Annotated in this window: 12 protein-coding genes; 9 read left to right on the top strand and 3 right to left on the bottom strand. The window is 64.3% G+C overall.

The window, feature by feature from the left end:
- Positions 1–13: 13 nt before the first annotated feature.
- From PDMSB3_RS31360 to PDMSB3_RS31350, 3 genes are all read right to left on the bottom strand, one after another.
- Entirely contained in the window at positions 14–1315 is a 1302-nt protein-coding gene (locus PDMSB3_RS31360; protein ID WP_165188859.1) for an MFS transporter, read from the bottom strand.
- A gap of 186 nt (positions 1316–1501) precedes the next feature.
- Positions 1502–2692 (bottom strand): thiolase family protein, encoded by a 1191-nt coding sequence (locus PDMSB3_RS31355; RefSeq protein ID WP_165188857.1) that lies wholly within the window; start codon positions 2690–2692, stop codon positions 1502–1504.
- A complete protein-coding gene (locus PDMSB3_RS31350) occupies positions 2689–3102 on the bottom strand; it encodes a Zn-ribbon domain-containing OB-fold protein (RefSeq protein ID WP_165188855.1) in 414 nt (137 codons plus the stop codon). Before PDMSB3_RS31350 ends, PDMSB3_RS31355 begins: the two co-directional genes overlap by 4 nt.
- Before the next feature lie 166 nt (positions 3103–3268).
- On the opposite strand from PDMSB3_RS31350, the gene PDMSB3_RS31345 reads away from it, so the two are divergent.
- Genes PDMSB3_RS31345 through PDMSB3_RS31305 form a run of 9 tightly spaced genes read left to right on the top strand, consistent with a single transcriptional unit; the run spans position 3269 to position 12632 of the window.
- The gene (locus PDMSB3_RS31345; protein ID WP_165188853.1) at positions 3269–3964 is read left to right on the top strand and encodes an SDR family NAD(P)-dependent oxidoreductase; all 696 of its coding nucleotides are present in this window, start codon (positions 3269–3271) and stop codon (positions 3962–3964) included.
- Positions 3964–4488: a bacteriohemerythrin gene (locus PDMSB3_RS31340; protein ID WP_165188851.1), complete on the top strand. Its 525-nt coding sequence runs from the start codon at positions 3964–3966 to the stop codon at positions 4486–4488. Before PDMSB3_RS31345 ends, PDMSB3_RS31340 begins: the two co-directional genes overlap by 1 nt.
- A complete protein-coding gene (locus tag PDMSB3_RS31335) occupies positions 4485–5492 on the top strand; it encodes a fumarylacetoacetate hydrolase family protein (RefSeq protein ID WP_165188849.1) in 1008 nt (335 codons plus the stop codon). The genes PDMSB3_RS31340 and PDMSB3_RS31335 overlap by 4 nt, the downstream gene beginning before the upstream one ends.
- Positions 5489–7810: a CoA transferase gene (locus PDMSB3_RS31330; RefSeq protein WP_165188847.1), complete on the top strand. Its 2322-nt coding sequence runs from the start codon at positions 5489–5491 to the stop codon at positions 7808–7810. The genes PDMSB3_RS31335 and PDMSB3_RS31330 overlap by 4 nt, the downstream gene beginning before the upstream one ends.
- A gap of 43 nt (positions 7811–7853) precedes the next feature.
- The gene (locus tag PDMSB3_RS31325) at positions 7854–8591 is read left to right on the top strand and encodes an SDR family NAD(P)-dependent oxidoreductase (RefSeq protein ID WP_197740293.1); all 738 of its coding nucleotides are present in this window, start codon (positions 7854–7856) and stop codon (positions 8589–8591) included.
- Positions 8592–8627: 36 nt separating this feature from the next.
- Complete coding sequence (locus PDMSB3_RS31320; protein WP_165188845.1) at positions 8628–9902, top strand: acyl-CoA dehydrogenase family protein; 1275 nt, start codon at positions 8628–8630, stop codon at positions 9900–9902.
- 21 nt (positions 9903–9923) lie between these two features.
- Positions 9924–10976: a phosphotransferase family protein gene (locus PDMSB3_RS31315; RefSeq protein WP_165188843.1), complete on the top strand. Its 1053-nt coding sequence runs from the start codon at positions 9924–9926 to the stop codon at positions 10974–10976.
- Between the two features lie 39 nt (positions 10977–11015).
- Entirely contained in the window at positions 11016–11786 is a 771-nt protein-coding gene (locus PDMSB3_RS31310; protein ID WP_165188841.1) for an SDR family NAD(P)-dependent oxidoreductase, read from the top strand.
- 15 nt (positions 11787–11801) lie between these two features.
- Positions 11802–12632 (top strand): SDR family oxidoreductase, encoded by an 831-nt coding sequence (locus PDMSB3_RS31305; protein WP_165188839.1) that lies wholly within the window; start codon positions 11802–11804, stop codon positions 12630–12632.
- Positions 12633–12737: the final 105 nt, after the last annotated feature.

The raw sequence follows: 12737 nt of genomic DNA, 5'->3' as shown, positions 1-12737 counted from the left end.
AGAGTACGAGTAATCAGGCCAGATTCAGCGAATCGAATTTCGGGTAACGGCCAAGCGGCAGCAGTGTGATCGCGCCGAGCAGAAAGGCGCCGCCGCAGATCGTCAGCATCGTCGTGTATGAGCCGGTCACGGTGTAGATCCGGCCGAACAGCCACGGCGCTAATGCCGACGCGATGGTGATCAGAGCGACGTGCACGCCGAACAGGCGCCCGTAATCGCGCATGCCGAAATAACGCGCCATCAGATAGGCGGCAATGTCGAACTCGGCGCCGGCGCCTAGCCCGATCAGCAGCGTGGCGAGCGCGAGCGTGGCGGCGTGATTGGCGCTGGTGGTCGACAGCAGCAGACATCCCAGGGCGGGCATGGCCAGCGCGACGGCAGCGACGGCAGGTGCCCACAGCCGGTCGATCAGATAGCCGACCAGCAGACGGCCACCTATCAGCGAGAGCCCGAAGCTGCCGAATATATGACTGGCTTCGGCCGCCGACAGCCCCTTGTCGCGCAAGAGCGGTACGGTGTTGCTGACCATGGAGACCGTTGCGGCCACGACGAGCGAAAGCGCGATGTTGAGTGTCCAGAAGCGTGCCGAACCAATTGCGTCGCGGAACGCGAGCCCCGTGTGCGCCCGCACCGGCGGCGCGGCGCGATGGCCGGCGGCACGCTTGCTATGGTCTTCGTGGGCGTCGTGCCTGCTCGGCGTGTGCAGCCACATCAGCACTAGCGGCAACACCAGAACCAGCGGTAACGCCGCGAGTAAAAGAAACGCGGCTTGCCAATTCCAGCGGCCGATCACCCAGGTCACCGCCGAAGGAATCAGAATCGCCGAGAGGCCGGTACCCGACAGCATCACGGCCAACGCCAGGCCGCGATTGCGCTCGAACCACAGATTGACGAGATGCGTCCACGTAATGTGCATCGTGCCCATGCCCGCGATCGGCAGCAGAGTGCACATCAGATAAAGCCAGCCAATCGAGTGGCCCATCACCTGCATCAGCGACATCAACGCGTAGACCACGGCAAGTCCGATCAACGATGCGATCGTCACATGCCGCATCCCATAGCGTTCGTTGAGCCAGCCGACGATTTGCGCGCCGATTACCGCACCGCCGAACAGAAAGCTGATTGCCGGTTGCAATTCACCACGGCTCCAGCCGAACGCATGTTGCAGCGGAATCACGAGCGAGCCGAATGCATACAGCAGCGAAGCGTTGGCGGCCACGCCGAGCCCGAGCATCGCCATCAGCACGGGGCGCCAGCCGGCGCGGAATTCGGTGAGGTCGATGGCGGCGGATCGAGACGAGTCAGAAGCGGACATCGGCGGTTCCTTTACGGTTCGGCAGGCGGGCACTGTGCTCGCAAGAGGCGCCTGGAAAGCAGTCGGCTGCCAGTTTGATATTCCACGTACAGAAAATAATTCTACCTATAGATTGATTCGGATAACTCGGTATCTCCCCTGGGATGGCGCGCGGTTGGCCGCGCAATCGCCTTGAATTGAACCGCGTCATTGCTTGACCAGCAACACACTGGCGCCGAGTGGGCCGCCGCCAGCCGCTGCAATCGCCACCTCGTGCGGCGCGACCTGACGTTCGCCGGCGCGGCCCCAGAGCTGCGTACAGGCTTCGTGCACATAGCCGAGGCCGTGCGTGCGTCCGCTGGACAACTGGCCGCCGTTGGTGTTCAAGGGCAACTGGCCGTCGCGCGCAATACGCCGTCCGCCTTCGATGAACGCGCCACTCTCGCCGCGCGGGCAAAGACCGAGGCCTTCCATCCACAGCATCGTCAGGATCGAAAAGCCGTCGTAGAGCTGCGCGTTGCCGACGTCTTTCGGCTTCAGATCGGTACGCGACCACAGCATGCGGCCGACGTCGAAGCAGGCGATCTCCGTCAACGAAATCTGGTCCCACGACCACGGCTGATGCAAAGCGGAGCCGATCGCTTCGAGCCGGATCGGTGCATTGGGTCCATTTCGCGCAAGGTCGGCGCGTGACAGCACGATGGCCGTGGACGCGTCGCAATGCACGTCGCAATCGAACATGCGCAGCGGCGTGGAGATCATGCGCGACGCGAGGTAGTCGTCCATCGTCATGGCGCTGCGAAACACGGCTTTCGGGTTAAGCACGGCGTTGGCGCGACACGTCATCGGGATCTGTGCAAGTTGCTCAGGCGTCGTGCCGTAGTCGTGAAAGTGGCGTTGCGCATACAGCGCCATCAGGTTGATGCCGGAGACGACATTGAACGGCGTGTACCACTGCCAGAAATAGCTGCCGTCGCGGCCCACGGTCTTGTTGGTGAGAGCACTTGCGGTTTTGCTTTTGAGACGCGCGCTCGCCTCGGTAATGGTGCGAAACACCAGGACGTGCTTGCACAAACCTGCGGCAATCGCCATCGCGCCGTTCACCAAACCTGTAAGTGGCCCCGGCCCTTCATAGCCTGCTCCGTACCAGTTCACCTTCAGGCCGAGCACATTCATCAGCGCATTCGGCCCGACCGGCGAAAACGGATTGCCATTGTCGTTGTCGCCCGGCCAGCACGAAATTCCGTCGATGTCCTCACGAGTGAGGCCCGCGTCCGCAATCGCTTCGAGCGCGGCATCGACGCTCAACTGCATGGCGCTGCGATTCGACGGGCGGCCCACTTCCGACTGGCCGATGCCGCTAATCGCGACGTTCTTCTCGAACAGGTTTTCGCTCATGCCGCGCTCCGTTCGGGGTCGGCTTCGAAGAGCGGCAGCCACACGTCTTCCTGCTGTTCAAATTTCACACGGACCGGCATGCCGATATGCATGTCGCTGACTTCACCGCCGACGATATTCGTCACGAAACGCAGGCCTTCGCGCTCCGCGAGTTCGACGATCGCGACGACATACGGGACCGGAAGATCCGGCAGCCACGCCTGATGATTGACCGTGAAACTCACCACCTTGCCGCGCCCCGAAACCGGCTTCGCGCCGACCTGCGACGACATGCAGCGCGGACAGAGCGGCGCCGGCGGGTGAAACAGATGGCGGCATGCATCGCAGTGGTAGACGTTGAGCAGGCCGTGTTCACCGCCTTGCCAGAACGGCGCGGTTTCAGCAGTCAGAAGAGGAAGTTTTCTCGGCATGGATGCGCTTGATTTCGTATTGCCTGGCAGTTGACCGTGTGTTGATGTCACCATAATATATGAACAGAAACGCGAAAAATGTATTAAATTAGCGAGAACGGTGCAGGGTTTTCCCGGCAGGGAAATCACTCAGAAGCCCGCTCAAACACAGGAGACAGGCGTTCATATGCCGACCAATCAACTTATCCATCGCAGGGTCATTGTCACGGGCGGTCTTGGCGCGCTGGGGCGCCAGGTCGGCGCTGAACTCAGCGCACGCGGTGCCCGCGTCGCGCTGGTGGATCGCGCGGCAAGCGTGGCGATCGATGGTGTCGAAGCAGTGTTCGGCGGCGTCGATCTTGGCGACGCGGCCAGTACGTCGAATGCGTTCGGGCAGATCTCCGAGCGGCTCGGCGGCATCGACGCGCTCGTCAATATCGCGGGCGGCTTCGCGTGGGAAACGCTGGAGTCGGGCAGCATCGAAACGTGGGATCGTCTCTATGCGATGAACGTGCGCACGGCGGCGATCGCTTCGCGTGAAGTCCTCGCGTATCTGCTGCGTGAGACGAGTGCGCGCATCGTGAATATCGGCGCGCTCGCCGCATTGAAAGCCGGTGCCGGCATGGGCGCCTACGCGGCGTCGAAGGCCGGTGTCGCGCGGCTCACCGAAGCGCTCGCCGAGGAATTGAAAGACCGCAACGTCACAGTGAATGCGGTGCTGCCGAGCATCATCGACACGCCCGCGAATCGCGCGGATATGCCCGACGCCGATACGTCGCGCTGGGTCGCGGCGGACAAGCTTGCCGCTGTGATCGCATTCCTGCTGTCGGACGATGCCAGTGCGGTGACCGGCGCGTGTCTGCCGGTAGCGGGGCGCGTGTAATGGGCGCCGCGCTATCTCCCGACCTGGCCATACAGCGGCAGCCTCGCGTCGCACTAAGCTGGAACGACAGTTTCCTGCTCGGCTTCGCGCCCATGGACGACACGCATCACGAGTTCGTCGATTGCGTCGCCGCATTGCAGCGATGCGACGAGGCGTCCTTACCCGAGACGCTCGCGGCTTTCGAAAGGCATGCGGTCGCGCATTTCGAGCAGGAAGAGCAATGGATGCAGCGCACCGGCTTTCCCGCCGCGCAGTGCCATGCGGACGAACATGCGGCGGTTCTGAACTCGGTGCGCGAAGTTGCACAGATGCTGCGCGACGGCGCTGCTTGCCAGGTGGCGCGCGAACTTGCGGAAGCGCTCGCCGACTGGTTTCCCGGGCACGCCGATTACATGGACGCGGCTTTGTCCCACTGGATGAGCAAACGCACCCACGGCGGCCTGCCGGTGGTGTTGCGACGTGCCATGCCGGGACTTTCCGCCGCTGTGCCCGATTTATCTCTTCAAGCCGGAGCCATCCGATGAGACTCGTGACTTTTCAATTGGCCGACGGCGTGCAGCGCTCGGGCGCGCTGTTCGACAACGACCATGCGGTGCTGGATTTGCGCGAGGCAAGCCGCATCGTGCGTGGCGGCGACAGCGTCGCGTTGGCGAGCGTGCAGGCCTTGTTGACGGGCGGCGATCCGCTACTCGAAGAAGCCCGCGCGCTGCTGGCGCGTGCGCCCGCCGACGCAGTGCGCGAACGCAGCACCGTGAAACTGCTCGCACCGATCCAACCGCCCACGCAGATGCGCGACTGCTCGTGCTTCGAACTGCATCTGCGGCAGAGCTTCGCTGCGGCTCGTCGCGCACGCGCCCTGCGCACGCCCGATCCGGAAGCGACATTGAAGGCGATGAACACGCGCGCCGACGATCGCGTGATCGACACCTTCAACCGTCAGCCGATCTACTACAAGTGCAACCGCTTCGCCGTGATCGGTCCCGACGACGATGTGATCTGGCCGGCCTATAGCAAGCTGCTCGACTTCGAACTGGAATTCGGCTGCTACATCGGCCAGCGCGCCAAAGACGTCTCGCGCGAGAACGCGCGGGCTCACATATACGGCTACACGATCTTCAACGACATCAGCGCGCGCGACGCCCAGGCCACCGAAATGGGCGGCTTGCTAGGGCCGGCCAAAGGCAAAGACTTCGACACGGCGAACGTGATGGGTCCGTGTCTCGTCACCGCTGACGAACTCGGCGATCCCTACGATCTGACGATGATCGCGCGCGTGAACGGTGAGGAATGGGGACGCGGCAACACGCGCGACATGCGTTGGCAATTCGAGGACGTGATCGCCCATATCTCTCGCTCCGAGACCTTGCATCCTGGCGAGTTCCTCGGATCGGGCACGGTCGGCAACGGTTGCGGACTTGAGCAGCTTCGCTATCTGAAACCGGATGATGTGGTCGAGCTGGAAGTGGAGGGGATCGGCATTCTGCGCAGCAGGATCGTGCGGCCGGTCCTGCAGGAAGTCGAAGCATGAGCGCCTTTCCAGCCGACGCCGGGCAGCCGGTGCAAAACACACAGGCGGGTCTGTTAGCCGGTTTGAAGGTGATCGACTTCGCCACCGGACTCGCAGGCAGCGCCAGCGCGCTGTATCTCGCCGAAGCCGGCGCGGACGTCGTGAAGATAGAGCGGCCACGCCATGAGTCCGAGCGCGACGCGGCACTCTTTCATGTACTCGATCGCGGCAAGCGCCGGGTGATCGATGGCGACCTTGCCGCGCAGCGCGACCTGCTCGATAGCTTGTTGCCGGATGCGGACGTGCTGGTCCACGACCTCACACCCGCCGAAGCGGCCGCATGGTCGCTTGACGACGCGCGATTGCGGCAACGCTATCCGGCGCTCATCGTCGCGAGCGTAGGAGGGTGGCCGCGCCGTCACGCGCTTGCCGACGCACCGGTGCGCGAAACGTTGGTGCTCGCGCGTCTGGGCATCCTCGACGAACAGCCGGGGCATCGGCCTGGTCCCGTATTTATCCGCATGCCGTTTGCGAGCTGGATCGCGAGCTGGCTGAGCGCAATCGGCGTCATGGCGCGTCTGATCGCGCGTGAACGCGACGGGCATGGCGGCATCGCACACACGAGTCTCGCGCAAGCCGCGCTCGTGCCGATGACGATGCACTGGTCGCGCGCCGCTCAGCCTACGCCGGTATTCGCCAAGGGACTCGACAAGAGCGTGCCGATTCCGTTGCACTGCTGCGCCGACGGCCGCTGGATTCATGTGCACTACTCGCCCGACGCCGCGCCGTGGATGGCCGAGACGCTCGCCGCGATGGGCCCGGACGAAGTGGCGCGCGCCAATGCGCAGTGGCCACCAAGCCATGTCGCGCCCAACTTCGGCGCGAACCGGGAAATCATCGCCACGCGCAACGCGCAGGACTGGGTCGAACATTTCTGGGCACACGACGTTGCCGCGCAGATCGCCGCGCCATTCGGCGAGATCTACGCCGACGAACAGGCGCGCCTCAACGGTTATGTGGTCGGCGTGGACGATCCGGATTTCGGCAGCACGTCTCAACCCGGACCGGCTTATCACGTCGACCCACCAGCAAGTGTGCGTGGACCGTTGCACGTTCCGATTGCAGCACGCGCTATCGGCTGGTCGGATACCAATCGCTTTAGCGCCGCTGCTCGTGCAGATTCTCATGCCGCAACTGGCGAGCCCATGTCGTCACATGCTGCGTCGGCTGCTTTACGTCCGCCCCTCGACGGCCTCAAGGTGCTGGACCTCGGTGCCTATCTCGCCGGTCCGTTTGCCTGCATGGTGCTCGCCGACCTCGGCGCTGACGTGATCAAGGTCGAGCCGCCCGCCGGCGACGCGATGCGCCGCCTCGAGCGCGCCTTCGCCGGCACGCAGCGCGGCAAGCGTGGACTGGCGCTCAAGCTCGGCGCCGAAGGCAGTAAACCGGTCATCGAGGCGCTCGCAAACTGGGCCGATATCGTCCATCACAACGTGCGCTTGCCGGCGGCGCGCAAGCTCGGCATCGCGCCCAACCAGTTGCGCGAGATCAAGCCGGCGCTCGTCTGCGCGCATGTCAGCTCGTATGGCCCGCAAGGTCCGCGCGCCGATTGGCCGGGCTTCGATCAGTTGATGCAGGCGGCGGTGGGCTGGGAGACGGAGTCGGGCGGCGAAGGCAATCCGCCGAGCTGGCTGCGCTTTGGCGTCGGCGATCATCTGGCGGCCTTGTCTTCGGTGTTCGCGGTCTTGCTCGCGCATCTCGCGCGCATGCGGACCGGCGAGGGACAGGTGGTTGCATCGTCATTGCTCGGCGCGATGACGATGACGGCGAGCGAGGCTATCGCGATCGATCAGGAGCACGCGTTGACGTCGATGGCGCATCTCGACGCGGGGCAGCATGGTATCGCGTCTACGCATCGCCTTTATCGCTGCAAGGATGGGTGGATCGCCGTGGCGGCACTGAGCGCGGCGGAAGCTGACGCTTTCGCGAACTTAGCCGGCGAAGAGCCCGAAGCTACGTTTGCCGCGCTCGATGTAGCGGCGGCGCTGGCCGCGTTGCACGCGGCTGGCGTACCTGCCGAGCCCGCATTGGAAGCGCAGAGCGACGCCTTCCTCGACAGCGCCGAGCATGCCGCCGCCGGCCTTCATGCCACCTACGGCCACGCGGTCTACGGTTCGCTGCAGCAGATCGGCGCGCTGTGGGATTTCGACGACCTGCCGCTCGTCATCGAACGCGCACCTCCCGCGCTCGGCGAGCACAGCCGCGAGCTGCTGGAGATGCTGGGTTTCGACGCGCAACACATCGACGAGCTGGCCAATCAGGGCGTCACGCGCATTTGAGCGCCACATTTGAGTGCCTCATTCGGGCGCCACGGAGACACTGATGAACGAACTGGATTTCACCGGCAAGAACGTGCTGGTGGTGGGCGGCTCGAGCGGTATCGGCAACGGAATCGCCCAGGCGTTCCTGCAGCGAGGCGCGACGGTGCACGTGTGGGGCACGCGTGCTTCGGTCTCCGACTACGCCGATTCGATCGATTCGAATCTGAAGGGCCTGCATTACGCCCAGGTGGACGTATCGGAGTCGGCCAATATCGAGCGCTGCGAACTGCCATTCGACAGGCTCGACGTGCTGGTGCAGGCGCAAGGAACGGTGCTTTACGACCGTCAGGAGTTCAAGACGCCGGGCTTCAAAAAGGTGCTCGACATCAACCTGACCAGCCTGATGGCTTGCGCGGACCGTTGCTTCGAATCGTTGAAAGCGGCGCGCGGCGCGATGATCATCGTCAGTTCGGCCGCGGCGTTTCATTCGACGCGTGGCAACCCCGCCTACAACGCGTCGAAAACCGGCGCCTTCGGTCTGACCCGCACGCTAGGCGAAGCGTGGGCACGCGACGGCATCCGCGTGAACGGCATTGCGCCCGGGCTCGTGGAAACCAAGCTCACGCGCGTGACGACCGCGGACCCGAAGCGACTCGAGGGCGCGCTGCGGCGCATTCCGCTCGGCCGCCTCGGCACGCCCGCGGATATGGCCGGCGGCGCACTGTTCCTTGCGTCGCCGCTGTCGGCTTACATGCTTGGCCAGACCTTGCTGCTCGACGGCGGCATGTTGCTCGCCTGATCTTTCATTCGCATGCTTACTTCGAAAGGCAACCGCATGTCCTGGGACTTTGAAACCGACCCTGACTTTCAGGCCGAACTCGACTGGATCGAGCAGTTCGTACGCGATGACGTCGAACCGCTCGAACATGTTTTGGGCAGCCCGTGGAATATCCACGACCCGAAGTTTCAGACGCTCGTGAAGCCGCTGCAGCAGCAGGTCAAGAATCGCAAGCTGTGGGCGTGCCACCTCGGCCCCGAACTCGGCGGCCCGGGCTATGGGCAGGTGAAGCTCGCGCTGATCAACGAGATTCTGGGGCGTGCGTTATTCGCTCCGATCGTGTTCGGCTGCCAGGCGCCCGATTCGGGCAATGCGGAAATCCTCGCGCATTACGGCACTGAAGCGCAGAAGACGCGTTATCTCGCGCCGTTGCTGGCGGGCGATATCGTCTCCTGTTTCGCGATGACCGAACCGCAAGGCGGCGCCGATCCAAAGGTTTTCACGACTCGTGCAGTGCGCGACGGTGACGACTGGGTGATCAGCGGGCAGAAATGGTTTGCGTCGAACGCGCGGTTCGCGGACTTTTTCATCGTGATGGCGATCACCGATCCGGACGTGTCCGCCTACAAGGGCATGTCGATGTTTATCGTGCCGGCGGGCACCGCGGGCCTGAACATTCTGCGCAATGTCGGCATGGCCGACGAGCCCGAAGCGACGCACGCCTATCTCAGCTTCGATCAGGTGCGCGTGCCGGCCGATCATATGCTCGGCGCGCCCGGCGAAGCCTTCGTGGTCGCGCAGGTGCGGCTCGGCGGCGGCCGCGTGCATCACGCGATGCGCACCATCGGCCTCGCGCAGAAAGCGCTCGACGCCTTGTGCGAACGCGCGCTGTCGCGCCACACGCAGGGCAGCGTGCTTGCGGACAAGCAGATGGTGCAGGAAAAAATCGCGGACTCGTGGCTCGAACTCGAGCAATTCCGTTTGCTCGTTATGCGCACCGCGTGGCGCATCGACCGCTATCAGGATTACCAGAAGGTGCGCAAGGACATCGCAGCCGTGAAGGCCGCGATGCCGAAGGTGCTGCACGACATTGCGGCGCGTGCGCTGCATGTGCATGGTTCGATCGGTGCTTCGTCGGAGATGCCGTTCGCCGGCATGATCTCGCGCGCCTTCCAGATGGGTCTCGCCGACGGCCCGACCGAAGTGCACAAGGTCACCGTCGCTAAACAGTTGCTGCGGGAATATGAGCCCTGCGAAGACCTGTTCCCCGCTTACCACCGGCCGACCGCGGCCGCGGCCGCCGAGCGCAAATTCCGCGCGGCGCTCGGCTAACTGCTCAAAGGGGGGGAAGTGATGACGAATTCCGGCTGGCAAGCGGCCGTCGACCTTGAGCGGCTCACGCAATGGATGGACGCGCGGCAACTCGAAAGCGGGCCGATCGTCGACGCGAAGCCGCTCACGGGCGGCACGCAGAACATCCTGTTGCGTTTCCGGCGCGGCGCGCGCGAATTCGTTTTGCGCCGGCCGCCTTTGCATGCGAGACCCGAAGTGTGCGCGACTATCGCTCGCGAGGTGCGCGTGCTGGGTGCACTGGCGGAAACGGCGGTGCCGCATCCGAGGTTGTTCAGCGCGTGTGTCGACGATTCCGTGCTCGGCGCACCGTTCTATCTGATGGCGCCGGTGGAAGGGTTCAACGCTTCGGCGGCCGCGTTGCCGGAATTTCATGCGCAGCCGCACGCGCAGCAACGCATGGGCTACTCGATGGTGGATGCGCTGCTGCGGCTTGGCGAAGTCGATCCATTGGCCTTCGGTCTCGGCGACTTCGGCAAACCGCAAGGCTTTCTCGAGCGCCAGGTGGCGCGTTGGCGAGGGCAACTGGAGCACTACCAGGTGCATGCGGGTTGGCCCGGTCCGGCTTCGCTGCCGGGCGTGGTCGAGGTCGCGGAGTGGCTCGAAGCGAATCGCCCCGCGCCGTCGCGCACCGGCATCCTGCACGGCGATTTCCATCTGGCCAACGTGATGTTCCGCAACGACTCGGCGGAACTCGCGGCGATCATCGATTGGGAACTGGCCACCGTCGGCGATCCGTTGCTCGATCTCGGTTGGCTGGTGGCGACATGGCCGGATGCCGAAGGCCGGGGCGCGGGAACGATACGCGTCGCGCCGTGGCTCGGTTTTCCGGGCGCCGCCGAACTGGTCGACTATTACCGCGAGCGCAGCGATCGTGATTTATCCGCGATCGATTGGTACGTCGTGCTCGCGCGCTTCAAGCTCGGCATCCTGCTCGAGGGGAGTTATGCGCGCTCGTGCGCGGGTAAGTCATCGGCGGAGTTGGGTGATAAGCATCATGCGTCGGCGGTGCGCCTGCTTGGACAGGCCAGAGACCTGATTGCGCAGCTCGCGTAGCGCAATCCGTACGAACAGAACAGAAACACGGAGACAGGTATGGATATCCACAACAAACGCGTGATCGTGACGGGCTCGGCGAGCGGTATCGGCGCGAGCGCCGTAAAAGCGCTGGTCGCCGCGGGCGCGAAAGTGGCGGCGCTCGATCTGAACGACGAAGCGGGCCGCACCATCGCCGCTGAAGCGTCCGCAAAGGGCCCCGGCGAGGCGCATTATTTTCGCTGCGACGTCAGCCAGCGCGTGCAAGTCGATGACGCATTCAGCGCGGCCGTGGAGCGCATCGGCGGGCTCGACGCGCTCGTGAATATCGCCGGCGTCGAGCGCAAATCGCCGGCTGAGTCGATTACCCAGGAAGACTGGGACCTGATGTTCGACGTCAACGCGCGCGGCACGCTCAACACCAATCAGGCCGCCTTCGCGCATCTGAAAGAACGTGGCGGGCACATTATCAATTTCGCGTCGGCGGCGGGCGTGATGGGCGTGCCCGGTCTCGCGCACTATTCGGCGGCCAAGGCGGCGGTGCTCGGCTGGACGCGCACTGCGGCCAAAGAGTGGGGCAAGTACGGTATTACGGTCAATGCTTTGGCGCCCGCCATGTGGACGCCGATGTACGAGAAATTCCGCGCCCGGCTCGATACCGAACAACTCGCGGCGCACGACGCTTTCATGGCGCAGCAGATTCCGCTCGGCGGGCGCCTCGGCGACCCCGACACGGCGATGGCGCCCGTGCTGCTCTTTCTCGTCAGCGACGGCGCGAACTTCATCACCGGACAGACGCTGGCGGTCGACGGCGGCCTGATGATCCCTTGAGCGCGGCGGCACGCCATGACTAAACGTTTGCAAGGCCAGGTCGCGTTGATTACTGGCGCGGCCAGCGGGATAGGCGCGGCGACGGCCGGGCGCATGTCGGACGAAGGCGCCTCCGTCGTGCTTGCCGATATCGATGCCGAGGCCGGTGCTTCGTTAGCACGGGAACTGGCGAACGCTTCGTTCGTAGGCACCGACGTAAGCATTGAAGCGCAGGTTGCTCAGGCAGTCGAGCATGCACTGCATATGCATGGACGGCTCGACTGCATGGTGAACAACGCGGGACTGGTGGGCGCCTTCGGCTCGATTCTGGAGACCGACGCCGCTGCCTGGCACGCCACACTCGCTGTGCTGCTTGATAGCGTGTTTTACGGCATCAAGCACGCCGGCCGCACGATGGTGCGGCAAAAGAGCGGCTGCATTCTCTCGGTAGCGAGTACCGCCGGCGTGATCGGCGGCCTCGGCCCGCATGCGTACACCACGGCCAAACACGGTGTGATCGGTCTCACACGATCAGCGGCTTCGGAACTCGCTCCGCACGGCGTGCGGGTCAACGCGGTAGCGCCGGGGACGACCGTCACCAACATGATCGTGCAGGGTCGCGCCAGTTTTGATGCCGCGCTCGATGCAGCGGCCGCGGCGTCGCCGCTCGGCACGCCGCTGATGCCGGAAGAAATCGCCGCCGCACTCGTCTACCTTGCAAGCGACGACGCGCGTCATGTCACCGCACACACACTGGTGATCGATTCCGGTGTGACGGTGGCGGGGGCATCCGGCAGCGGCCAGTTTCATCAGCGCGCGGCAGGTTTCATGGGCCGCATGCCGGAAGCAGCAGATCGATCCCATTGAGCAAGGCGTAGCGTAATGACGCGCCGTGCACGCATTTCGAACATCGCGCCCCAGCCTGCACGACATTCGCGTAGCGACGGCGTCCACAAACGGCCATACCCCGCC

Origin of the sequence: Paraburkholderia dioscoreae (assembly GCF_902459535.1) — a bacterium.
GTDB classification, from domain to species: domain Bacteria; phylum Pseudomonadota; class Gammaproteobacteria; order Burkholderiales; family Burkholderiaceae; genus Paraburkholderia; species Paraburkholderia dioscoreae.
The sequence above is the reverse complement of the archived record's forward strand: the minus strand, read 5'-3'. Positions and strand labels throughout refer to the sequence as shown.